Origin of the sequence: Flavihumibacter sp. UBA7668 (assembly GCF_002483205.1) — a bacterium.
GTDB lineage: Bacteria > Bacteroidota > Bacteroidia > Chitinophagales > Chitinophagaceae > Flavihumibacter.
This window is the reverse complement of record NZ_DLHM01000005.1, coordinates 194891-219002: the sequence shown is the minus strand read 5'-3', so window position 1 is coordinate 219002 and position 24112 is coordinate 194891. Positions and strand designations below refer to the sequence as shown.

The 24112-nt window shown below is 42.9% G+C and carries 27 protein-coding genes; 18 read left to right on the top strand and 9 right to left on the bottom strand.

Translation table 11 applies throughout. The features are described from left to right. Positions 1-43: 43 nt before the first annotated feature. Genes B2746_RS13045 through B2746_RS13035 form a run of 3 tightly spaced genes read right to left on the bottom strand, consistent with a single transcriptional unit; the run spans position 44 to position 2451 of the window. A complete protein-coding gene (locus B2746_RS13045) occupies positions 44-670 on the bottom strand; it encodes a tetratricopeptide repeat protein (protein ID WP_290794625.1) in 627 nt (208 codons plus the stop codon). Next, positions 667-1665, bottom strand: coding sequence for a VWA domain-containing protein (locus B2746_RS13040; RefSeq protein WP_290794622.1), 999 nt, complete (start codon positions 1663-1665; stop codon positions 667-669). Before B2746_RS13040 ends, B2746_RS13045 begins: the two co-directional genes overlap by 4 nt. 21 nt (positions 1666-1686) lie before the next feature. Continuing rightward, complete coding sequence (locus tag B2746_RS13035; protein ID WP_290794620.1) at positions 1687-2451, bottom strand: penicillin-binding transpeptidase domain-containing protein; 765 nt, start codon at positions 2449-2451, stop codon at positions 1687-1689. Positions 2452-2490: 39 nt separating this feature from the next. Here B2746_RS13035 and B2746_RS13030 point away from each other — a divergent pair, with 39 nt between their 5' ends. The 6 genes from B2746_RS13030 (at position 2491) to B2746_RS13005 (ending at position 8285) form a co-directional block, all read left to right on the top strand. Next, positions 2491-3453, top strand: a complete 963-nt coding sequence (locus tag B2746_RS13030) for an aldose 1-epimerase (protein WP_290794617.1) — start codon at positions 2491-2493, stop codon at positions 3451-3453. 26 nt (positions 3454-3479) lie between these two features. Continuing rightward, a complete protein-coding gene (locus tag B2746_RS13025; RefSeq protein ID WP_290794614.1) occupies positions 3480-4268 on the top strand; it encodes a hypothetical protein in 789 nt (262 codons plus the stop codon). Further along, the gene (locus B2746_RS13020) at positions 4268-4948 is read left to right on the top strand and encodes a lysoplasmalogenase (protein WP_290794611.1); all 681 of its coding nucleotides are present in this window, start codon (positions 4268-4270) and stop codon (positions 4946-4948) included. The genes B2746_RS13025 and B2746_RS13020 overlap by 1 nt, the downstream gene beginning before the upstream one ends. Further along, positions 4945-6546 (top strand): L-aspartate oxidase, encoded by a 1602-nt coding sequence (gene nadB / locus B2746_RS13015; protein WP_290794608.1) that lies wholly within the window; start codon positions 4945-4947, stop codon positions 6544-6546. The genes B2746_RS13020 and nadB overlap by 4 nt, the downstream gene beginning before the upstream one ends. A gap of 86 nt (positions 6547-6632) precedes the next feature. Continuing rightward, positions 6633-7565, top strand: coding sequence for a lysophospholipid acyltransferase family protein (locus B2746_RS13010; protein ID WP_290794605.1), 933 nt, complete (start codon positions 6633-6635; stop codon positions 7563-7565). Between the two features lie 54 nt (positions 7566-7619). Further along, the gene (locus B2746_RS13005; protein WP_290794602.1) at positions 7620-8285 is read left to right on the top strand and encodes a response regulator transcription factor; all 666 of its coding nucleotides are present in this window, start codon (positions 7620-7622) and stop codon (positions 8283-8285) included. On the opposite strand, the gene B2746_RS13000 is transcribed toward B2746_RS13005, so the two are convergent. The 4 genes from B2746_RS13000 to B2746_RS12985 form a co-directional block, all read right to left on the bottom strand. Then, positions 8257-8910 (bottom strand): rhodanese-like domain-containing protein, encoded by a 654-nt coding sequence (locus B2746_RS13000; protein ID WP_290794599.1) that lies wholly within the window; start codon positions 8908-8910, stop codon positions 8257-8259. The genes B2746_RS13005 and B2746_RS13000 overlap by 29 nt on opposite strands. Positions 8911-8980: 70 nt before the next feature. Then, positions 8981-9322: an ArsR/SmtB family transcription factor gene (locus B2746_RS12995; protein WP_290794596.1), complete on the bottom strand. Its 342-nt coding sequence runs from the start codon at positions 9320-9322 to the stop codon at positions 8981-8983. Positions 9323-9400: 78 nt separating this feature from the next. Then, positions 9401-10078, bottom strand: a complete 678-nt coding sequence (gene tsaB / locus B2746_RS12990) for a tRNA (adenosine(37)-N6)-threonylcarbamoyltransferase complex dimerization subunit type 1 TsaB (RefSeq protein ID WP_290794593.1) — start codon at positions 10076-10078, stop codon at positions 9401-9403. Beyond that, a complete protein-coding gene (locus B2746_RS12985; protein WP_290794590.1) occupies positions 10075-10716 on the bottom strand; it encodes a 3-hydroxyacyl-CoA dehydrogenase family protein in 642 nt (213 codons plus the stop codon). The genes tsaB and B2746_RS12985 overlap by 4 nt, the downstream gene beginning before the upstream one ends. Before the next feature lie 31 nt (positions 10717-10747). On the opposite strand from B2746_RS12985, the gene B2746_RS12980 reads away from it, so the two are divergent. Further along, entirely contained in the window at positions 10748-11128 is a 381-nt protein-coding gene (locus tag B2746_RS12980; RefSeq protein WP_290794587.1) for a RidA family protein, read from the top strand. Here the strand turns inward: B2746_RS12980 and kbl are convergent. After that, on the bottom strand, positions 11112-12305 hold the full coding sequence (gene kbl / locus B2746_RS12975; RefSeq protein ID WP_290794584.1) for a glycine C-acetyltransferase: 1194 nt from the start codon (positions 12303-12305) through the stop codon (positions 11112-11114). The two genes, B2746_RS12980 and kbl, sit on opposite strands and share 17 nt — an antisense overlap. Positions 12306-12461: 156 nt before the next feature. Between kbl and B2746_RS12970 the strand changes: the two genes are divergently transcribed. From B2746_RS12970 to B2746_RS12925, 10 genes are all read left to right on the top strand, one after another. Further along, positions 12462-12692: a hypothetical protein gene (locus B2746_RS12970; protein WP_290794581.1), complete on the top strand. Its 231-nt coding sequence runs from the start codon at positions 12462-12464 to the stop codon at positions 12690-12692. Positions 12693-12805: 113 nt separating this feature from the next. Beyond that, on the top strand, positions 12806-13291 hold the full coding sequence (locus B2746_RS12965) for an RNA polymerase sigma factor (RefSeq protein WP_290794578.1): 486 nt from the start codon (positions 12806-12808) through the stop codon (positions 13289-13291). Between the two features lie 25 nt (positions 13292-13316). Next, positions 13317-14426, top strand: a complete 1110-nt coding sequence (locus B2746_RS12960) for a hypothetical protein (RefSeq protein ID WP_290794576.1) — start codon at positions 13317-13319, stop codon at positions 14424-14426. Between the two features lie 27 nt (positions 14427-14453). Beyond that, positions 14454-15293 carry an outer membrane beta-barrel protein gene (locus tag B2746_RS12955; RefSeq protein ID WP_290794573.1) on the top strand — a complete coding sequence of 280 codons (840 nt, stop codon included), beginning with the start codon at positions 14454-14456 and terminating at the stop codon, positions 15291-15293. Positions 15294-15415: 122 nt separating this feature from the next. Beyond that, positions 15416-15823: a DUF4332 domain-containing protein gene (locus tag B2746_RS12950; protein ID WP_290794570.1), complete on the top strand. Its 408-nt coding sequence runs from the start codon at positions 15416-15418 to the stop codon at positions 15821-15823. 44 nt (positions 15824-15867) lie between these two features. After that, the gene (locus B2746_RS12945) at positions 15868-16347 is read left to right on the top strand and encodes a BON domain-containing protein (RefSeq protein ID WP_290794568.1); all 480 of its coding nucleotides are present in this window, start codon (positions 15868-15870) and stop codon (positions 16345-16347) included. An 11-nt stretch (positions 16348-16358) separates the two neighbouring features. After that, complete coding sequence (locus B2746_RS12940) at positions 16359-16736, top strand: LysM peptidoglycan-binding domain-containing protein (RefSeq protein ID WP_290794565.1); 378 nt, start codon at positions 16359-16361, stop codon at positions 16734-16736. Between the two features lie 144 nt (positions 16737-16880). Further along, the gene (locus tag B2746_RS12935; protein ID WP_290794562.1) at positions 16881-17438 is read left to right on the top strand and encodes a L,D-transpeptidase family protein; all 558 of its coding nucleotides are present in this window, start codon (positions 16881-16883) and stop codon (positions 17436-17438) included. 230 nt (positions 17439-17668) lie between these two features. Continuing rightward, on the top strand, positions 17669-20362 hold the full coding sequence (locus tag B2746_RS12930; RefSeq protein ID WP_290794559.1) for a T9SS type A sorting domain-containing protein: 2694 nt from the start codon (positions 17669-17671) through the stop codon (positions 20360-20362). Between the two features lie 67 nt (positions 20363-20429). Beyond that, complete coding sequence (locus B2746_RS12925; protein ID WP_290794556.1) at positions 20430-21689, top strand: 1-acyl-sn-glycerol-3-phosphate acyltransferase; 1260 nt, start codon at positions 20430-20432, stop codon at positions 21687-21689. On the opposite strand, the gene acs is transcribed toward B2746_RS12925, so the two are convergent. After that, positions 21670-23583 (bottom strand): acetate--CoA ligase, encoded by a 1914-nt coding sequence (gene acs / locus B2746_RS12920; RefSeq protein ID WP_290794553.1) that lies wholly within the window; start codon positions 23581-23583, stop codon positions 21670-21672. The two genes, B2746_RS12925 and acs, sit on opposite strands and share 20 nt — an antisense overlap. An 85-nt stretch (positions 23584-23668) precedes the next feature. Here acs and B2746_RS12915 point away from each other — a divergent pair, with 85 nt between their 5' ends. Then, the gene (locus B2746_RS12915) at positions 23669-24088 is read left to right on the top strand and encodes an IS1/IS1595 family N-terminal zinc-binding domain-containing protein (RefSeq protein WP_290794550.1); all 420 of its coding nucleotides are present in this window, start codon (positions 23669-23671) and stop codon (positions 24086-24088) included. The last annotated feature ends 24 nt before the right edge of the window (positions 24089-24112 follow it).

Below are 24112 nucleotides of genomic sequence, written 5' to 3'. Positions count from 1 at the left end.
TGTCCGATTTTTGGTAAAGATAACAACCGAATCCGCTTGGTTGTTACCAGTCTTTTTCAGGGCGACTGGGGCTGCCGCCTTTCTGTTGCATTTTTTTCTGCACTTCTTTTTCCTTTTGCTCCAGTGCTTTCAGCAATTGTTCCACCTGTTTTTTATTCAACTTACTCTGTTGCGGCTTCTTCTCCTGCTGCTTTTCCTCCTTTTTATCCTTCTTCTCCTCTTTCTCTTTTTCCTCTTCCTTTTTCTGCTGCTGCTTCTTCTCCCTTAACGCCTTCTGTAAATTTTCCCTTGCTTCTTTATCCTCCGGATCCATTTTCAGGGCTTCCATCCAGGCTGAAATGCTTTCGTCCAATTGCTGCTGTTGCTGATGCAACACACCTTTATCATAATAGGCTTTCTCCACCAGGCGGGGGTCTTTCCCTTTCTGAATTATTTTTTCATATCCTTCCATTGCTGCAGCCTTATCGCCTTTTTTGGCCAGAGCATTGGAGCGATTATAGATTGCTGTGAAATCATCCGGATTTTTTTTCAGGGCTTCCTCATACTGCAACACCGCCTCCTCGTACCTGCCTTCTTTATATAATTTATTCCCCTCCCTGATTTGGGGTGATTGAGCTTTTGCCATTACGGCAAAACTTAAAACTGCTATACCAGTAACCAGACTTTTCATGCAAGCGATGGTTTTCGTTCAGTAAGAAATACTTCAAAAATCAAGATTCCGAAGGCGATCAACAGAAACCAGTAAAAATAACTGTTGTATTGAACCCGACTACCATCTTCCAGATGCTTTTTTTCGATGCTTTCCAACTGGGTGCTGATGGAATTGGCAGCTGAAGCAGCATCCTGTAAATACACATAGGTTCCATTCCCTTCCTGCGCCAGATTACGCAATTGCGCTTCATTTAATTTGCTGATAACCGTATTGCCGGCTGCATCTTTTTTAGCGCCGCCTGTAGCCGGATCCGGAATGGTTGTACCCTGTGTGGAGCCAACTCCAACCGTATTAATCATTACACCGGATTCAACCAGTTTTTTTACAATCTCCATTGCTTCCGGATCATGATCTTCTCCGTCAGAAATCAGCACTACGGCCTTGTATTTTTGTTCCTGACTATTGAAGGCTGTACCTGCCAGACGCAGTGCTTCGCCAATTACTGTACCCTGTGTGGGAACAGCATCCGGTCCGGCTGTTTGTAAAAATAATTTAGCGGCGGATAAGTCAGAAGTTAGGGGCATTTGTAAATACGCCCGACCTGCAAACCAGATCATACCCAGCCGGTTATTGGATAATTTATCAATCAGCAGGCTCATTAACTGACGTGATCTTTCCAAACGGTTGGGCTGAATATCCTGTGCCAGCATACTCTTGCTCACATCCATAATCAGCATTACATCGAGTCCCTGCCGGTTTTGATCCAGCGCTGCACCCTTAGTTTGCGGGTTAGCAATCGCAAGAACCAGAAATACCAGGGCCAGCATACCTGCTATAAACTTTAATAAATATCGCCTGGGGGAATAGGATTTGGTGAGCGCCTGCACCAGTTCAATATCACCTACCAGTGCCATTTTTCTTTTTTTCAACCGAAGGGCAACCAGATAAGCTGCCAGTAAAAGTGGCACCAGAATCAGGGCGATAAGCCAGAATGGATGTTCTAATCGGAACAAGGGTCGGTGTTTTAGAGCAATTTAGGGCAAAAAGTCGGCCAAAACCTTATCCAGGATTCTTTTTGCAGCAGCTTTGAGATCCACCCCCTCCTCTTTACTTCTCAGCTGAATTACAAAAAAATGAGGATGCTGACGGATTTCCTTCCATCCCTGCAGCCAAAGCACCCGCGTACTATCCGCGTTCCTGGTTTCGGACAATTTATAGGCCAGTTTAAAATCGGCACTATCCACCAGCAGCATCATATCGCTCACAATTGAATGGGTGCGGCGCTGAAAGGGTAATTGATCAAAATACAGGCGTTTCACAATGCCCAATTGTTCATCCGCCGTAATGCTTAATGAATTATTTAACCAGAACTGATCCAGTTGTGCAATACGCGGTGTATCATACCGGCGCGCATATCCCAGGGTATCCAGCCATTTTTGCATGGTATCGCGTCCAATTGTGTTGGCAAGGGCTTTAAAAAATACAACGGAATCACCTTTGAACGCCTGATCCAGGCTTATTCCTGCCAAACTCGAGCTGTCATCCTTCAGCCGTCCGGTTTCAATCCCAATAAGCGATTGAATAATATCAAAGCTGGAACCCGGATTGGCGGTGCTGTCGCGAAACCAATTTTTATTACTTAGTACGAAATCGCCGCTTAAATTATGAAAGATCCCGATTGATCCGGTTACCTTCTCTGCTTCCAATAAATTGGCGAGTGCCGCATTTTGCTCCACATTATTGGGGGAGCAGGCAAAGAGGTAAACCGATATAAGGATCCAGCCGAAGAGATAACGCATAATTCAAAATTGTGCCGCAAAGTTAGGTAGTTTTGCTCCATGAGATTTCGTATTACCCATTCCAACCAAAAAGGCATCCAACTGATCCATCTGCACGACGATGAATTATCCTGTACCGTATCCATAGCCCCTGAATATGGGGCCATGTTGCACGCATTTTCGGTGAATTCCACCAACGGTCCGGTTAATATCATCAATAACTATTCGAATAAGGCAGAACTCGATCAGGAACTGGCCTTAAGTTATAAAAGCAGTAAACTTTCCCCTTTCCCCTGCCGCATTGAAAAGGGCAGTTACCAATGGGAAGGAGAGCAGTATCAGTTTGCCAACCGGTTTCCGGATGGTTCTGCCATACACGGGTTATTGTTCAACAAATCCTTTCAGATCAAGGAGCAAAAGACAACAGATTTTTTTTCATCTGCCTTGTTTGAATATGAGTTTAAGGCAGAAGATCCGGGTTATCCTTTCCATTACACCTGCCAGGTGCTCTATACTTTATTACACGGAAACACACTGCAAATACAAACCACACTTATCAATCTGGATACCAAAACCATTCCTATTGCAGATGGATGGCATCCTTATTTTCAACTAAGCGATACCATCAATAATTGCTGGTTACGGTTCCCTGCCAAAGGCATGCTGGAATTTAATGAGCAGCTGATCCCGACAGGAAAAATTCTGCCGTATCAGGTATTTAATGCAAGCAAGCCATTTGGCAACACCATACTGGATAATTGTTTTTTAATTGACCCCGCAGCAGGTCAGCCGGTATGTGAATTGTCAGATCCGGCATCCGGCATTTCCATTCGATTTATAACAGATGAAGGGTATCCCTATCTGCAATTATATACGCCACCCGACCGTAAAAGCATTGCCATTGAGAACCTGAGTTCGGCACCGAACTGTTTCAATAACGGAATCGGATTGTTGAAACTTGGTCCGGGAGAAAGTAAAACGATGACTGTACATTATAGCGTACAAACCAAAGAAACGAATTAACTTGTTCCACTATTTAAACCACATAAATGAAAAAGTATAAACTCCTCTTATCCTGCCTGATTGCTGTTTTTTTTACCGCATGTATTCAAATAGAAGAAGAAGTTGAAATAAAAGAAGACGGATCCGGAAAGATGGCGGTACGCACAGATATGGGGCAATTGTTTGAGATGTTGAAAGGTTTTGCCTCACCTGAAGATCTTCAGAAAGACGGATTGGAAAAAGCAATGGATACCACCATCTTAATGAAAGATATTGTTGATACCGTACAGGAATTAAGTGCTGAAAACAAAGCTCTCTTAAGAAACGGAAAGATGCAGATCCAGATGAACATGAAAGAAAATCTGTTCAAAATGAAGATGGATTATCCTTTCAATAGTTTAGCCGATGCCAACAAATTATATAAGGCCATGAATGAAATGGGTATGATGGGTAATTCCCTGAAAAACCTGGGTGGCGCACAACAACCCGGACCCGATCAGCCCGGCATAATTCCAGGTGGAGGAAGCGGAACTGGCATTGAAAAAATCAGTTCCATGTACGATATTAAGTTCAGCAATGGTGAATATAGCCGCATCCTGAACCAAGCCCGTTTCGACAGCCTGAGCAATGATCCGAAATTGCAGGAATCCAAAGGTATGCTTGGCATGATGGGTGATATGAATATGAATCTTACCGTAAAGCTTCCAAGAAAAGTAAAATCAGTAAGCAATTCCAATGCAGTAATTTCTGCCGACAAAAAAACAGTAACTCTTAAGGGGGATATGATTGCTGCACTTGATTCACCCAAATCAATGGAAATAATCATTCGTTATTAATGAATCAAAACAATCGGGCAAAAAAAAATGGCTGGCTGATGGGCTACCTGCTTTTACTGGCAGTGCATTTGCTGGCCATACTGTCTGATTGGGAGTTGGTTCGATTTATAACCAAGCCCTTATTGATGACATGGTTGCTGGTTTTTTTTATTTCTGTCACCAACAGGGAGTTCCCGAATCGTAACCTGGTCATAATTTCTCTGATTTTTTCCTGGCTGGGAGATGTCTTCCTAATGCAATCTGAACCAGGTTATTTCATGGCCGGATTAGGTTCTTTTCTACTTGCACAACTTGTTTACAGCCTGATTTTTATTCGTATAAAAAAGCAAAAAAATCCGGGTGGTCAATGGAATATCCCGCTGCTTATTGGAATCGGAATCTATATTCTCCTGCTATATGGCTGGGTATTCCAATACCTGCCGGTTGAGCTGAAGATTCCTGTCCTGATTTATGCACTGGCCATCGGAACCATGTTCCTGCTGGCTTTTCATAGTACTGCAGTTCCGCGCAATTATTTCAGTAACCTGCTAATAACTGGTGCTGCATTATTTGTTGTTTCCGACAGCCTGCTTGCCATCAATCAATTCATACAACCATTTCAATTAGCCGGTGTTGGTATTATGCTAACTTATGGACTGGCACAATTATTCATTATTCATTCAATTTTCCGCATCGCATGATACAAACTGATTTCCTGGTAATTGGCTCCGGTATAGCCGGATTAACCTATGCCCTGAAAATGGCCGAACGTTTTCCGGATAAAAAAATAACTGTTGTAACCAAAGCTGCAGCCGATGAAACCAATACCAAATATGCACAGGGTGGCATAGCGGGAGTAACCGATTTTGAGAATGACAGCTTTGAAAAGCATATCAATGATACCCTGGTTGCAGGTGATGGCTTATGTAATGAAAAAGTAGTGGAGATTGTGGTGAAGGAAGGGGTTGAACGGATTCGCGAACTGATAAACTGGGGTGCCAATTTTGATAAGGATGCAGACGGAGATTATTCATTGGGAATGGAAGGCGGCCACAGTGAATACCGCATTTTACACCACAAAGATGTTACAGGAAAGGAAATGGAAAGAGCACTTATCGAAAAAGTGCAACAATTTTCAAATATTGAATTTCACAAACACTGGTTTGTAATTGAACTTATAACGCAACACCACCTGGGTTATCTGGTAACAAAAAGCACTCCGGATATCCAGTGTTTTGGCGTATATGCACTTAATACCACCAATAACCGAATTGAGAAAATTCTGGCGGGTACCACTCTGCTTGCAACCGGTGGCAATGGACAGGTTTACCGATCCACCACCAACCCGTCTATTGCAACCGGCGATGGAGTGGGGATGGTATATCGGGCAAAGGGCCGCATTGAAAACATGGAATTCATTCAGTTTCATCCAACCGCCCTGTATGAGCCGGGTATAGGCGGACAGGCGTTCCTGATTACTGAGGCGGTACGTGGAGACGGAGGAATTCTTCGGAATAAATATGGTGAAGCCTTTATGGCAAGATATGATGAACGCAAGGATCTTGCACCCAGAGACATTGTTGCCCGCGCTATTGACTCTGAAATGAAAATTACCGGTACGGAACATGTGTATCTCGATTGCCGTCATTTTGATAAAGAAAAATTCATTCATCATTTTCCGAATATTTACGAAAAATGTTTGTCTATAGGGATTGACATCACCCAACATCAGATTCCTGTTGCGCCTGCTGCACACTACAGTTGCGGAGGAATCAAAACAGATGAATGGGGGCAAACATCCATTCAGAATTTATTTGCGGCAGGTGAATGTGCGTCAACAGGATTACATGGTGCAAATCGTTTGGCAAGCAACTCTCTGCTGGAAGCCATGGTATTTGGACACCGGGCCTTTGAAGCAGCGTCAAAAAACCCGATTAACCCAATTGATCCCGGCCGGATACCCGACTGGAGTACGGCAGGAACAACCGATCCAAAAGAAATGATCCTTATTACCCAGAGTTTGAAAGAATTACAATTGCTGATGAGTGATTATGTGGGCATTGTAAGAACCAATGTGCGTTTGGAAAGAGCGATGCGCAGACTGGACCTGCTTTGGGAAGAAACAGAAAAATTATACGTCAGTACAACTCTTTCTCCACAATTAGGTGAACTGAGGAATATGATAACGGTGGCTTATCTTATCGTTAAAGGTGCGCAGTTCAGAAAAGAAAGCCGTGGATTGCATTTCAACACGGACTACCCTGAAAAAAGCCCGATTTTACAGAATATCACCCTCTAACCGATCAAAATACCGTGTTTTTCTCCCCCTCGCAAACTTGGACAAGGCCAAACAGGCCATTACATTTGTAAAAATAGCTGGCCAACATGTATTATTTTGTTTATGGTTTTTTATACCTGGTTTCACTTGCACCAATTAGGGTTTTATATGCCATTGGTGATTTGTTGGGCTGGCTTATTTTCGAATTAGCCGGTTACCGGAGAGCCGTTGTCAACAACAACCTTCGACTGGCATTTCCCGACAAAACAGAGCAGGAACGAACTCGTATCAGGCGCAGGTTTCAAACTAATTTCATAGATACATTTATCGAAACAATTAAACTGTTTTCCGCTGGTAAAAACTTCATCACCAGCCGGATGCAGGGTGATTTCGAAAAATTCAATGAGCTCTTTGATCGGGATTTACGATGCCAGGTTCATATGGGTCATAATTTTAACTGGGAACTTGGAAACCTTGCTTATGGATATTATTGCAAACATCCCCTTCTGGGCGTTTATATGCCGTTGAAGAACAAAGCCATGGACAAAGTTTTTCGAAAGCTTAGAAGTAAAACCGGCACCATCCTGCTTCCTGCCACAGATATGAAACGAAGCATTTTACCTTACAGAGATACCAAATATTTACTGGGACTTGTGGCCGATCAGGTTCCATCCAAAGTGTATCAGGCCTACTGGTTGAATTTTTTTGGCCATCCTTCCGCCTTTATACCCGGACCTGAAAAAGGGGCCAGGGCAGGAAATATTCCGGTTGCATTTGTACATATTACCAAAGAAAAACGGGGTCATTATTATCTGCATGTTCAGATTGCGACAGAAAATCCGGCTTCTCTTCCGGAAGGGGAATTGACCCGTCGATACCGCGATTTCCTGGAAGAAACGATCCTTCGGCATCCCGATATGTGGTTATGGAGTCACCGACGATGGAAGAAACCATGGAAGCCCGAATATTCCGACCGTTGGATTGATCAAAGTCCGGCTCCGGCCCAGGAAGTTGCCCCCTATCGGTCACTGGTTCAATAACCCAAAAAAACCGCCTGATCTGTGCCTGTTTGCTTCATCACAAAAAACAACTGAATGAATCAAAAATTCAAGGTGGTCCTGGTGGATGATCATGTATTACTCCGCAATGGCCTTGCAGCCACCGTTCAAAGCTTTGATCGGTTCGAGGTTTTATTTGAGGCCTCAAATGGAAAAGAACTGACTGAAATGTTGAATCCATTAAACCTTCCGGATCTGGTATTAATGGATGTAAATATGCCTGAAATGGATGGTTATTCCACCACCAGTTGGTTAAAACGGCACTATCCTGATATCCGTACGCTGGCACTATCCATGTATGATACGGAAAATGCCATCATCCGAATGTTCAAGGCCGGTGTGAGGGGCTATATTATGAAATACTGTGAGCCAAGTGACCTGAATGCCGCGATGGAAGCCCTAATTCAGAAAGGTTATTATTATTCTGAACTGGTAACTGGAAGGTTGATTCATACCATCAGTCAGTATGAGGACAGTGATATGGCGGAGCACAGAAATCCGTTGACCATTTTAAATGATCGGGAAATTGAATTTCTCCAATACGCCTGCACAGAATTAACTTATAAGGAGATTGCCAGTAAAATGTATTTGAGTCCCCGTACCATTGACGGGTACAGGGACACTTTATTTGATAAGTTACGTCTCAAAACCAGGGTTGGCCTGGTAACTTTTGCTATCCGGAATGGTCTTGTTTCTGTGTAAGTGGAATGGAAGGTTCTTGTTGGATAGCATCAAAACCACCTGCCACTACCCGAAGATTATGAACACCCTGTCGTTTGATCAGACTGGCTGCCAGTACACTGCGTTGTCCCCCGCCACAATACAGGTAAAATTGCTGGTCTTCATCAAAATTTGCTATTGTGGCAAGATCCACCAGTTCAGCTAATGGAATATGCTGAGCTTTAGTGACATGTGCATTTTCAAATTCCACTTCACCTCTCAGGTCAATCAATTGGAGATAGGGATCATGCGGAAGATCAAGTGCCAATTCATCGGCTTCTACTTCGATGATCATATCTGCCTGCCTGGCAAATTTCACCCAGGATTCGTATCCGCCAGCTAAAACCAATAGAGATTCAGAATGAACCAACTTAGAAAACCGGTCAGCCGCTATTTCTTCCTTTCCGGGCTCAGAAATAAGTACAACTGGTTCGCCACCAATTGCTTCAATTATCCATTTATCATATTTACCAGAAGTACCGGCACTAATACTACCCGGAACAAATCCGGTTATAAAATCTGAGGTAGGGCGAAGGTCCAATATAAGTGTGGACTGTTTTTCCATTAAATCCCGAAACACATCGGGTGTAATCATTGTACTACTCATGCTGCAAAAATAAAAAAAGAGGCGGGAACCGTTAAAAGTTACCCGCCTCTCACACAAATTTGGAAAGGGATTAGCTGATAATGTCTTCTACGCAACGGCTGATCTCAATAATTCTTGGTTCATTCAACCGATAATAGATGAATTTACCATCACGCTCAGTTTTCACAATGCCTGCTCTGCGTAAAATGGCAAGATGTTGGGAAGCAACTGACTGTTCCAACCGCAAACGAACATAAATTTCAGTTACGGTAAGTTTGTCATTTTCTTCCAGCAACTTCATGATTTGCTGACGCAACTTGTGATTCATTGCTCTGAGTGTAAGTGCCGCTTTTTTTACATGTAAGAAATCAACTTTCATTTCAGCGCCTTCTACCTCGTTAACCAATAGATAATTTCCTGCTACTGTGTTCATGTCTCAGATGGGATTTAAAATTTCTATGAATAGCCTTAACCTTAAGGACAAATTTACATAGCAATTATTTAAAATACATCAAGAATTTGCTTTTGCGGGGTGATAAAAAGCTTTTATATACATTGGTTCCGCGTAAGCAAGGTCAGCAAATCCATCTCTATTGTAGATTTCCTGCGTAATTCGTGCAATATCAGCCGGAGAAATTCGCCATTCAGGAAAGATGGCATTTGGCGATTTTAACAGGACTTTATATTTCGCGGCTCCATTTCCGATGAAGTAAACAGCTTGATCTGCCAGCCAATAATCAAAAGATGCTTCTTCTAATATCATGGCCTGAGGATCAAGTACCTGATTAAGATCTGCCCCATATAAAGCCGTAAATACTTCCATTCGGCGCGCATCCACCATTGGACAGATAAAACCATTTTCAAAATACTGACTCCGAAAAGCGGAAGCCATAACATATAACCCATTGAGGGTGATCAACGGCTTTTTCAAAGCATAACAGAAACCTTTTGCACTGGCCATTCCGACTCTTAATCCGGTATAGGAACCCGGGCCAGCAACAACCCCAATGGCATCCAGCTCTGATAGCAAAATTTCCGATTTATTGAACATGGATTGTATGGCTGGCTGCAACCAGGCTGCATGATCCTTCTGGGAGGTATTGGTTTCAACACCCAGTAATTCGCCATCCCGGATAACAGAAACGGAAGCAATTTCCAGGGATGTATCAATAGTTAATAAACAACTCATGGTTCATTGATGTAGCGTTCCAGCAGACTGGATGGTTTATAAGAAGGATTTTGTTTTTCCAGTTGCTGCAGGAGTGTAAGAACCTGCTTTTTGCCTATAAGGTCTGTCCACTCAAAAGGACCCAACGGATAATTGGTACCCATTTTCATGGCAGTATCAATATCTTTTCGGGAACTGATCTTTTCTTCCAGTGCCATCCACGCTTCATTGAGGATCATGGCAAGCATACGAGGACGAATCATTCCGATGGTATCAGGAACTTTAAGGCAGGTTTTTCCACATGCTGCTGCAAAAAGATTGATTGGCTCTGGGAGTTCATCCATTTCAAAAGCCAGTTCCAGGATTTCGGGATGGGTAAAACCAGGCCATGCATTAAGACGAACAAATCCGGTTGGCAGGTCCTTGCATGTCCAGCTAACCGAATTTACCATAATAATGGAAGGCTGCAGTGTTTTCAACTGTTTCTTTCGAATTTCCGAGCCATCAAAATCCAGATCTATAAAAAGATCGGCTGTCTGATCAAGGAATTTATCCAATGAGTCTGCCCAAAGCATTACCACCGGCTCCTCGCAGTGAGGCGGAAACAAATCCTGCCGGTCATTTGCAAGAATGGCCACTTTTATTGGTAGGTTCATCATAACAAAAGTACAAAGCAATTATTTTTACAAAATGGAAAAAAAGATCATCAATACACAAGAAGCCCCTTCTCCAATCGGGCCGTACAGTCAGGCAGTACAAACCGGTAACTTATTATTTATATCCGGACAGGTACCCATTAATCCCGCAACCAATACCATTGAAGCTACCGATATTACCGGTGAAGCCGAACAGGTTATGAAAAACCTGGACGCAGTATTGAAAGCGGCAGGTTTCAGCTTTTCCGAGGTAGTAAAAGCAACAATTTTCCTAACTGATATGGCCAATTTTCCGGCAGTTAATGAAGTGTATGGAAAATATTTTGACGGCAATTACCCAGCCCGGGAAACTGTAGCAGTGAAAGGATTACCCCGTAATGTAAACGTTGAAATCAGCCTTATCGCTTCAAAATAACACCCAGCTCCTGGCCTACTTTTGTGAATGCGGCAATTGCTTTATCCAGGTGAGCCTGGGTATGTGCAGCACTTAACTGTACCCGGATTCTTGCCTGACCTTTTGCAACTACCGGGAAGAAAAAACCGATTACATACACGCCTTCCTCCAATAATCGGGAGGCAAATTGTTGTGCCACTACTGCATCGTATAACATAATGGGCACTATCGGGTGGTCGCCCGGTTTAATATCAAACCCTGCAGCAGTCATTTCTTTACGGAAATACCCGGTATTGAACTCAAGGCGATCGCGCAGCTCTGTAGTTTCACTTAACATATCCAGAACAGCAATTGATGCACCAACAATGGAGGGAGCGACGGTATTACTGAACAGGTAAGGTCGGCTTCTTTGGCGCAGCATTTCGATGATCTCTTTTCTGCCGCTGGTGAAGCCCCCCGAAGCACCGCCCAGTGCTTTGCCCAGGGTGCCGGTTATAATATCAATCCTGCCCATCACACCCCGGTATTCATGTGTACCTCTGCCGGTTTTTCCAAGGAAACCGGAGGAATGGCATTCGTCAATCATCACAATAGCGTCGTACTGATCGGCCAGGTCGCAAATTTTATCCAGCTGGGCAATGGTTCCATCCATACTGAAGGAGCCATCGGTAACAATAATCCGGCTGCGGGCGTTGGAAGATGCTTTCAGCTGTGCTTCCAGATCCTCCATATTATTATGCTTATAGCGGTAACGTTGCGCTTTACAGAGCCGCACGCCATCAATTATGGATGCGTGATTCAATTCATCCGAAATGATGGCATCTTCAGCGCCAAACAACGGTTCAAACACACCACCATTGGCATCAAATGCGGCGGCATAAAGGATGGTATCTTCAGTACCCAGAAAGTCGGCAATTTTTTTCTCCAGTGTTTTATGAATATCCTGCGTTCCGCAAATAAAGCGAACACTGCTCATTCCATATCCATGTGTATCTATTGCCCGATGAGCTGCCTCAATCACTTTTGGATGTGACGATAATCCCAGGTAATTATTGGCGCAAAAGTTCAGCACTTTTTTTCCGTTCACCATTATTTCCGGTCCCTGTTCGCTGGTTATGATGCGTTCTTTTTTAAACAAACCTGCTGTTTCAATTTCATTCAACTCCGCTGCTATCCGTTTTACAAAATTCTCGTTCATAGTTCCTGTTTAGTGCGTAAAAATAAGGAAGAAAATTTCGCTAACAACTGTTCGTGAAATCGATTGGGTTTTATCAAATTCAATTTTATTTAACTTTTTTTACTATTCGCTGTAACAAGAGGCATCTATCTTGCGTCTAATTCTGAAAACCGCGGCATGAAACCAACGATTACTCATCCAAAATTAATTTTTGTCACATTGGTGGCGCTGGCTGTGGTAATCCTGAGTTTTTCCTTTATCGCCCGCCTTGGTACTGCTGCACATATTACCAGTGCAGAAAACATTCCATGCGAGGAATTGCAAAAAATAGACAGCACTCCTCTCCCGGCCAGCAGTTCCATCATTTTTGAAGCCTTAACCGGTAATTTGCTTTCTATCAGCTTCTAAACACTTTTCCCCCTTTTTCCCCTTTTTCTCCTTTTTCTCCCTTGTCCTGTAACTTTATGCTTTCTTCATCCGTATAACCTATAGAACCGACTGAAAATTCAACAAAACTGTTTATGACAGAGAGGGAATACAATGAATGTGTGAGGACGTACGCCGACAATGTGTACCGATTTATACTAAAGAACCTCCGGCACGAGGAGGACGCACAGGATATAGTGCAGTCAGCATTTGAAAAAATGTGGCAGCACCGGGATTCGATCGAATACGATAAAAGCAAAAGTTATTTGTTTACCGTAGCATATCACCAGATGATTGATCATCTCCGGAAATCCAAACGCATCCAGCTTAAAGAGGAGTTTGCTGAAACAACCCGAACCATTAACCGTCCGGTTAGCAATCTTAAAAAAGTGTTGGAAGAAGCACTTTCCCGATTGAGCGAAACCCAACGGAGTCTGGTGTTGCTGAAGGATTATGAAGGCTATTCCTATGAAGAAATCGGACAAATTACCTCACTTAGTGAGAGTCAGGTAAAAGTGTACCTGCACCGGGCCAGAATTCAGCTGAAGAATTACCTGGTGAGTCCGGAGAATGTGTTGTAATTGAAGTACCCAAAATCTTGACGCCATGAACATTAACAGAAATAATTACGAAGTCTTTTTCCTGCTCTATGTGGATCAGGAATTAAACGAAGCTGAAAAATTGGAAGTGGAAGAATTCCTCCGGTCCAATCCGGATCTGCAGGTAGAAATGGATATGCTTTCCTCCGTTGTTCTTCCCCAGGAGACACCAACAGCTGTATTTCCAGATAAATCAAGGCTATTTCGTACGGAGGACACCAATAGTCTGGTTAATATATCCAACCATGAATCCTTTTTTGTACAGTATACAGATGATGAATTAAACAATGAAGAAAAAGCAGCAACGGAGCAATTTGTTTATACCAATCCTGAGTTTCAGGCTGAATTTGAATTGATTCAAAAGACCAAACTAAGGCCTGATACCGGTATAGTATTTCCAGATAAGGACCTGCTTTATAGAAAAGAAGAAAGCAGGGTTCGTCCAATGTTCCCGGTTTGGGCCCGATATGCAGCAGCAGCTTTGTTAGTATTATCATTGGGGGTTTTCTGGATGAGGCAGGAAAAGAATTCAACCACTTCGATTGCTAGTACCGAATCCGGTAAAGAAAACATTCATCCAGCTCCTACTGAATCCAGGCCTGATCTGGCAGCCCGCCTGAAAGAACCTGCAGAAAAGCTGGAAAAGGAGGTCAAAATCGAAACACAATTGCCGCAAAAAAACCAGCATGGAGCAGCAGTTTCAGATCAGCTGGCAGTTAACCAAAAAAAATCCAATCCGGCAACCAAACCAACAACTTCAAATACAGCCCTACCAGCGGCCAGTTTGCCGGAACTATCCGGAGCAGTTAGGCTACCTGCTATAGGTTCCATCGCCCATAAAATTGAGGAGCCGGATGCCGGATCGATTGCCAAACTGGAAGTACCAAATCCGAAAGACCGCATCATTCCGGTTAAAACAAGCGACCAAACGATTATCGTGGTTGCCATGAATGACCAAAACGGAGATGATTTCGTTTTTGTTCCCGGTAAAGAGGTGGTTCGGAAAACGCCACTCCGCGGGTTATTAAGAAAAGCCAGTCGATTTATAGATAAAAACAACCCCTTATCTGAAGACCGGGCAAAAAGCGGCGTGTTTACCGCCTCCAATGAACAGTAATACATAAAAAATAGAAAAATCACCTATATGCTAAAGAAGATCAGCCTCTTGGCCCTGGCAATTAGTGCCCTTACCGGAGTACAGGCCCAAACAGACAGCACCAAACAAAGCTCCCCCGAAGGAGATACCATGCGAATCGGCAATATCATCATCCTGAAAAATGGCCAATCTGCCAGCCAGAACAGGGATGTCAATATTCAATTGAAACATCGCCGGTATAACAGAAAATCCAATAACTCCACGTATTGGTTTGCTTTCGACCTTGGCTTCAATAACTTTGTTGATAACACTAATTACAACAGTGCCGAAGCCCAGGCTTTTGCGCCGGGTATGGATGGGGATGATTTCAATCTCCGGAATTCCAAATCAATCAATGTGAATATCTGGTTTGTACAGGGGCGTCTCAATATGATCAAACATGTGGTAAACCTTCGGTATGGTGCGGGATTGGAATTCTATAATTTCCGCTTTGAGGAAGACATTCGTTTTACAAAGAATCCACCTTCCGTTTATGTGGATCAGGACATCGATTACAACAAAAACAAACTGGCCATGAATTATATCACCGTGCCCGTTATGCTGAATATAAATTTCACTCCGAAGAAATCACTGGAACGTTCATTTGGCATCAGTGCGGGTATAAGTGGCAGTTATCTCTATGGATCCAGACAGAAATACCGGAGTGATGAAACTGGAAAGGAAAAACTGAAAGGCAATCTGGGACTGAATGATTTCAAGCTGGCTTATGTTGGTGAACTTCATCTTGGTCCGGTTCAGGTCTTTGGCTCCTATGCTACAGAATCCATGTTTAAAAAAGGGCTTGACTTCACCCCTTATACAGTAGGTCTGCGTCTCAGCACCTTCTGATTATAAAATACCTGATACTTAAACAGCCTGCTAATTGCAGGCTGTTTTTTTATTAATAATATACAGATAAGTACTTAGGCTATCCACAATTTGTATATTTAGATAAATCAAAGAAAGGAACTATGGCGTATAATGTAATAGACATCGAAGGCATCGGAAGCACTTATGCTGCAAAACTGGAGGCACATGGAATTAAAACCACTGGGGATCTGCTCCAGAAAGCCGGAACAAAAGCTGGAAGAGAAGTGCTTGCAGCAGGCTCCAAACTGCCTGAATCATTGATTCTTACCTGGGTCAACCATGCTGATCTGATGCGGATCAATGGCATAGCCGGACAAACGGCTGAGCTTCTGGAAGCAGCTGGAGTAGATACGGTAAAGGAACTGGCTACCAGAAATCCGGCAAACCTGCATACGAAACTGGTGGAAGTAAATAATCAGTTTGGTTTATCCGGGAAAGTACCCTCTGTTGAAATGCTGGAAGAAATGATCCAGTCTGCCAAAGAAATGGAACCCAGAGTATTTCATTAGAAAACTCCTCAACCTTGCTTTTTCACCATTAAACCATAATTAGTATGAACAGAATCAGCAGATTGCTTTGGGCACTATTCCTTGTTGGATTAGTTGCCTTTACCGGTTGTAAACCCAAGGATGCCGATATTGAAAAAAGTCTGGCAACCGCATTGGGAGCATATCCGGGCGTTCAGGTATCGGTAAAAGACGGAATTGCCACCTTAAACGGTGAGGTTGCAGACGAAGCCACCCGATCAGCAGCAGAAACAGCCGCGAAAGGAGTAAAAGGGGTAAAATCAGTCAGCAGTAACCTCACCATTCCACCTCCTCCTGCGCCTGTTGTTATTAATCCCGATACCACTTTACAGGAAACAGCCAATGCTGCCATTTCTTCTTTAAGCCTCTCTAAAGTTCAGGCAGCGGTGCAGGATGGCGTTATAACCTTAACCGGTGAAATTAAAAAAGCCGATCTGCAGGGATTGATGGTTAAGCTTAATGAGTTGAAACCTAAAAAAATTGAAAACAAATTAACCATCAAATAAACTACCAAATTATGGCACTGCAGGATAATAAATACAAAAGCCTGGTTGACCTTGCTACCCGGGAGGGTGTTAGCAATTTAGAAGTGAGGGAGCAGGATGGAGTACTGTACATAGATGGTATAGCACCCAGTGCAGCAGTTAAGGACGCAATTTGGGACCATTACGAAACCCTGAATCCTGAATTCCGTGATTCAGACCTGATCATGAATCTGAGTCTGGCAGAAGGGGCGGAAGAGCTCTATACAGTAAAATCAGGTGACAACTTGAGTAAAATTGCTAAGAAATACCCCGGATTAAGCTGGAAGGATATTTACGAAGCGAACACCGACCAGATTAAAAATCCGGATTTGATCCAGCCCGGATGGCAATTAAAAATACCACGTAAATAAATGATCATCAATATAATAAAGCCCTTTTTCAGGGGCTTTATTGTTAAGTTTATCCAAAGTTTATCCACAGCCGAAATAAATGAATAACAGGCAACGTTTTTGTGATACCCTAACCGTTGAAGCTAGTTTTAAAAAATCAACTATATGCAGCTCTCACGCGTATCCGTATCCTTATTGGCCCTCTGCACCGTTGGCCTCCTGTCCTTTTCCGGGCATAATTACCGGAAAGTGCGCTTTAATCGCCTGAATTCTGAATTGAACGGCACTCCCCGGCTTATGGTCGATAAAACCGATTATGAACTCAGCATCTTCGATGATGAGGGATGGTATGCCACCTATCCGGTAGTTTTCGGAGAAAAAACCCTCGGCGACAAAATGTGGGAAGGAGACCGAAAAACACCTGAAGGGGAGTACAAAATCATCTCCAAAAGACCACATGATAAGTGGGGGAAAATTATGCTATTGGACTATCCGACGCCTGCAGACTGGGCAAAATACAAAGACAGAAAGACTAAAGGATTGATTCCCAAGAACAAAGGAATAGGAAATGGCATCGCAATTCATGGTACCTGGATGCGGGATGATATGGCCGTAGATTATTTTCAAAACTGGACCAATGGCTGTGTCAGCCTGAAACGATCTGAAATGGATGAATTGTATGAAATGATCCCAATCGGTACCAAAGTGACCATACGTAAGTAAAAATACTGGTAATAAATAAATTAGTTAAAATTATAGTCATATCTTGGATATGACTATTTTTGTTTGTGCTTTAGTCCAAGTCTTCCAAAATCCTCCGGAATAACCACAGTTTTCCATTCTTCTATTAAAGACTATTTCCTGAACCGTAACCAGGTGCCTGGCACTATGGTTATTTAGTCATTTTTAAAACTGTGTTATCCATGAACCTCTTTTTTCATAAATACTCTACCATGAGAAGACTTGTACACGTCTCAATCCTACTCTTATTTATTTCAACCGGCGCATTTGCGCAAGCAAAATTTTGGGTTGCGCCCGGAGCTTCCGGAAACTGGTCAAACCCCGCTAACTGGTCAAACTCTACCGGAGGTTCTGGTGGTGCTGGCGCACCGGTAGCCGGTCAATCGGCACAATTTGATGGTGTTAGTGATGCCAATTGTATACTTGATATTCCTGATATTACCATCAGAAGCTTGAATGTTGGTGCTGGTTATTCAGGAACAATAAGTCCGGGAGGTACAAATTCGCTGACCATTCAGGCAAGCGCATTAATAAACGGTGGCACAATAACATTGCCAGCAATTTCCAGTATTGGAGTTTATTTTATCCAAAATGGGGGAACATTTACTACTGGTAGCACCTCCACTCTATTTACTGATGCCGTAACTTTTAATGGAGGAACATTTAATGGTTCAGGAAATATGACCTTCCTGAGAAACATAACAACAACAACTCCTGCTCACAATTTTCTTGCAGGAACCAGTACGGCTATTTTTGGTGGCCCAAATAATGCTGCTATCAACAACAATGGTGCAGGCGCAGGAACTATTACATTCTATAATTTGGAAGTTAACAAAACAACTCCAGCCTCAAATAATTTGAATGTTGGAGTTGGTGATCAGGTTATTATCTCCAATAACCTGATACTTACGAGCGGATTATTTAGAGCAGCTAGTGCCTCCATTCAGGTAGGTGCAGGTTTAACAGTGGCTCAAACATCACTTGGAATTATTGCAAATTTTGAATTCGTAGGCGCATCAAATGGCATAATAAATATTAATGCACCCCTTACACAACAAAGTGGAAGTACCATTGCAATTAATAAGTCAAATGCTGCATCAACCTTAACATTTGTTACTGATCTCCCAGGCAATTTGATTAATTTGAATTCTGTTGCCAATTCAACAATGAACTTAAATTCAGGTACACTTGATTTTCCAGACGGCGATAATGTGAATTGGGATTATACAAATTTTAATATCGGAACTGGTGGGTCAATTATTGGATCTGCGGGAACAATGACATTCAACGGGAATTTTAGCAATTCAGGAAGCTTTGCAGGTAATAATGGAACAGTTGTTTTCCAATCTAATGTTCAGAGAAATTACAGTGTAAGTTCTCCAGCTATAAATGGTTCAACTTCTTTTTATAATCTTGTGCTGGATAATACCAGTCCTTCCGGATTTATGAACATTGAGTTCGGAGATCGATTAATCGCTACAAATGATCTGACAATTACAAACGGTTCATTTATCAGTATTGGTGGTTCTTTATCCAACCCTTCATTTCTTGAAGTTGGTGGAAACCTTAGTTTTGCACCAGGAGCATTACCCCTTTCATCTGCGATACAATTGGAATTTTCAGGTGCAAATGCACAGTCAGTCAATTTAAGTGCCGGCCAATCCGGTCATATTAATGGAAATATTTCTTTTGTTAAATCAGCTCCTGGACCGGTTACACTAAATTCACCAGTTGTATTAGATGTAGCTGGTCAGATAGTAACATTTACAGGAGGAATTCTTCAAACTACTCCTACAAATATTTTAAATTTCGCTGTCAACGGGGTAATCGCACTCGGTGGAAATTCCGGAAGTTATGTAGAAGGTCCTGTTCTAAGAACTGGCAACAATGCTTTTACCTTTCCGACAGGTAATGGAGGATTCTATGGTCCAATCCACATAAGTGGGGGTGGATTCAATGCCAATATTACTAATGCCACATATAGGGCTCAATACTTCCATGTTAACCCGGATGGTTCTTTCCCAATTGATCAACAGTCTCCCACCAATCCTCCTGATTTAAAAATCAGTGAGGCTGAATATTGGGTACTGGATCAAACAAGTGCAACACCGGTTCCGGGTCCACGTGTGTGGTTGTCATTTGAGTCAGTAAGAAGTGGTGGTATTACTGATCCTACAACCATTGGAGTTGCGGCCTGGACAAATCCTGGATTCTGGCAATTGGTTGGAAATGGTGGCCTTCAAAATGTTGGTGGCGTTAATTACGTGTCATCTGCCAATACCAATAATATTACAGTTACACAGGGTTCACCGGTTTTCACTTTAAGTACAATTGATGAAGTTGCCAACCCGCTTCCGGTAACCTGGTTAAGTTTTACCGGCCGTTACGTGAATGGCTCAGTTGAGCTGAACTGGAGCACCTCCCTTGAGGTCAACAATGAAGAATATACCATCGAACGTTCTGCAGACGGGCATGGCTTCAGTACTATTGGCGCGGTTGACGGTGTTGGAAACACCACTAATATTTCCCGCTATAACTTTAAAGACACCAATCCATTAACTGGTTCGGCTTATTATAGAATCAAACAAACGGATCGTGATGGCAAGTTCAGCTACAGCGAAATCATCCGGATCTCCAACGGCGATGTTGCATTGAAAGGCCTGCGCATCTTCCCGAATCCTATTTCCGGTAACCTGCCGCTGACCATCGAAAATGGCAACTGGACCAATAAAAAAGTAACAGTTACCATCTATAACGCAATTGGTGGAATCGTTCGTCAGGAACAAATCACGTTCGGTTCAGATAGCCGTGCAAAAATCAATGTGGAAGCTCTTCAAAAAGGAAGCTACTTCATTACAACATCTATCAATTCTGAAAGACAAACACTTCAGTTCTTTATTCAGTAAACACTGAAATGAATAAATAAAAAAAGACCGCCGATTTAATGGCGGTCTTTTTTTATTATTGCCAGGCATGCACTACCAACTGGTCAAAATACTAATGACGATTGCTACCAGAATTTTCTATCGGAAAATTCACTTTCTTAACTCAGATCGAATACCTGAAAACGGGCCGGCTATTTTAATCGCCAACCACCCGGGCTCGCTCATGGATGCAGCCTTACTAGGACTATTACTTAAACGACCGATCCATTTTTTTGCCAGAGGTGATATTTTCAAAAGCAGCCTGATTTCAACAATTTTACGGGCTTTGCACATGCATCCCGTTCATCATCATCTGGATGGCAGATCCTCCCTGGCAGCCAATGACCAAAGTTTTGAAACCGCAATACAGTTATTGAAAAACGGAGAATTGGTATTATTCTTTCCTGAGGGTTTCAGTCATATCGAGCATTATCTCTTACCATTCAAAAAAGGCAGTTTCCGTCTGGCATTTCAGACGATGGAAAAAGCAGGGTTGGAATCCTTGCCAATTCTCCCAATCGGATTTCATTATTCCCATCCAACCTCCGTATTTAGCACTGTTTGGATAATGGCGGGGGAAAAAATCGAAACCGCAGCTTATTATTTCAACAATGAGGACAAACCTGCTCAGGCAATCCGAAAACTATGTGATGCTGCTTATCAGGCCATTTCAGCAATCACTATCCAGGTAGATAAACCTAGGGCCGATTTACTTTTTACTATTCTTGAAGTCATGCGGACGGAGCCAGCCTATCAATCCATGGACACTTATAAACAGTGGCAATGCGAAAAAAATATAAGCATCGCTTTGAACAACTATTCAGAAAATCAACTCTTCCCAGTTAAAGCATACCAGACTGAACTTAAGGTTTCCCATCTAAAAGAAGAATGGATGGTCGCAGCAGAAAAACCATCTCCCAACAGATGGCTCCATCTGCTAAATTGGCTGCTTGCAACTCCGGGATTTCTTATCCATGGCATTCCACTCCTCATTGCAAAATGGATAGCAGACAACAAAGTAAAACGGATTGATTTCTATGCATGGATCCTGGTGGCAGCAGGAGCGTTAATTGACCTGGCATGGCATTTTCTCCTATTCATTCTGATTGGCTCCATTATGTCATACAGATTTGCCCTGTTGTTTTTGGTTGTAAGCTTAATCGCCGGCAGGATTTCACTTAAAATTTCTCCAGCCATCATTCAGGCGAACAGAATTGCTAAAGGCAAAAAAATACCCGCATCAACGGTTCAACTGATGCGGGTAAACAGGTCAAAAATCAGGAATGAACTCAGAGCTTACCTTTCTTGATTTCATCCACCACCGCAGGATCAAGCAGCGTACTGGTATCACCCAGGTTCTGCATTTCACCTTCTGCGATTTTGCGAAGAATCCTGCGCATGATTTTTCCACTTCTGGTTTTGGGTAAACCGGAAACAAATTGAATTTTATCAGGCTTTGCGATTGGTCCGATTATTCGACTAACTGTTTGTGTAATGTCCTGGCGATTCAGGTTTTCATCTCCGTGTGAACCCTGGAATATCACATAACAATAGATTCCCTGTCCTTTGATATCATGCGGATAGCCAACTACTGCGCTTTCAACAACCCCTGCATGCATATTAATGGCATTTTCAACTTCTGCAGTACCGATCCGGTGACCACTCACATTCAACACATCATCCACCCGACCGGTAATTCGGTAATTTCCTTCCTCATCCCGATAACATCCATCACCTGTAAAATACATATTCTCGTAGGCAGAAAAATAGTTCGTTCTGCATCGCTCATGATCGCCATAGGTAGTGCGGATGATCGATGGCCAGGGGAACTTAATACAAAGATTACCGCTGACATTATTTCCTTCGATTTCCTTACCATTTTCATCAACCAGGATAGGCTGTACTCCAGGCATCGGAAGGGTGGCATAACTGGGTTTGGAGGGGGTAACTCCGGCCATATTACTGATTAATACCCCACCGGTTTCCGTCTGCCACCAGGTATCCACAATTGGACAACGACCCTTTCCAATATTTTCATCATACCAATGCCAGGCTTCTTCATTGATGGGTTCACCAACCGTTCCCAGTACCTTCAGCGAAGCCAGATTTTTACCCTGCAATGGGCCAAGACCAAAGCCCATCAAAGAACGAATGGCAGTTGGAGCTGTGTACAATACATTTACCTTGAATTTATCTACCACTTCCCAGAATCGTCCGGCATCCGGCCAGGTTGGTATGCCTTCAAACAAAAGCGTGGTAGCTCCTGCACTTAGTGGTCCATAAACAATATAACTATGACCGGTTATCCACCCAATATCAGCCGTACAAAAATGAATATCACCGGGCTCGTATTGGAAGGTATTTACAAAAGTATAGTTCGTATATACCATATAACCGGCACAGGAATGAACCACTCCTTTCGGTTTACCGGTTGAGCCGGATGTATATAATATAAAAAGCGGGTCTTCTGAATCCATTTCTTCTGCCGGGCAATCCGGATTCCCCATCGTTTCCACTTTTCTGATTTCATCTTCCCACCAAACATCCCGTCCTTTAATCATAGAAACCGGCGTACGGGTGCGGGTTAATACAATTACACGTTTTACAAACCGGCACTGAACCAGTGCATCATCAATCACCGATTTTAAAGGTATTTCCTTGTTACCCCGGAATGCACCATCACAGGTAATTACAAATTCTGCCTGTGCATCCATGAGACGATCCGCAATACTCTGCGCACTGAATCCGCCAAAAATCACAGAATGAATTGCTCCTATTCGCGCACAGGCCAGCACCGCAATTGCCAATTCAGGAACCATACCCATATACAGACAAACCCTGTCACCTTTTGAAACACCATTGTTTTTCAAAACATTGGCGAATTGAATCACTTTACTGTGAAGTTCGCGATAGGTAAGAACCCGGTGGTGTTCTTCCGGATCATTCGGCTCCCAAATGATAGCCGGTTTGTTACCAAGAGAGCCCAGATGACGATCCAGGCAATTCTCGGTGATATTCATCTTACCACCAATGAACCATTCTATTTTTGGATCTTTGAAATTCCATTCCAATACCTTGTCCCACCTTTTTCTCCAATAAAAATGACCGGCTACATCACCCCAGAAACCTTCGGGATCGAGCACACTCTTGTTATAAACTGACTTGTATTCATCGAAAGATTTGATCTGGTAGGGATATGACATATAGCATCGTTTTGTTTGCGGGTTAAAAGTAGAAAAGTTGTTCGGGCCAAAAACAAAGAAGTTTGCTAATTTAGTATATTTATTTATGCATTCAGTGAGCTGTCCCCGTTGCCAAACACAAGGCCCCATTAAAAGCGGAATTGTAAAGGGGAAACAAAGATACCGTTGCAAATCCTGCACCTATTCATTCACCGTCCTGAAACAGGGAAAATCAACAGATCCTTATTATATCATCAAAGCACTGCAGCTTTATCTGGAGGGTGTTTCCCTTCGTGAAATTGAACGGCTCCTGGGCATCAGTCATGTCAGTGTGTACAATTGGGTAAAAAAAGCAGGGGTTCAGATACCCGCCGAATTTTCCTATAAACCCTCCTATAAAGTACTGACACATGAGGAACTGACAAGTTTCCTTAGCTGCCGCGAAAACCTGCGGAATACAGGTTGTATGATTACCGAACTGGGAGATAAATTCATGGTCATCAGATGGGAACGTTTCAGAAAATAAATCCCAAATAACTATACCAATTAA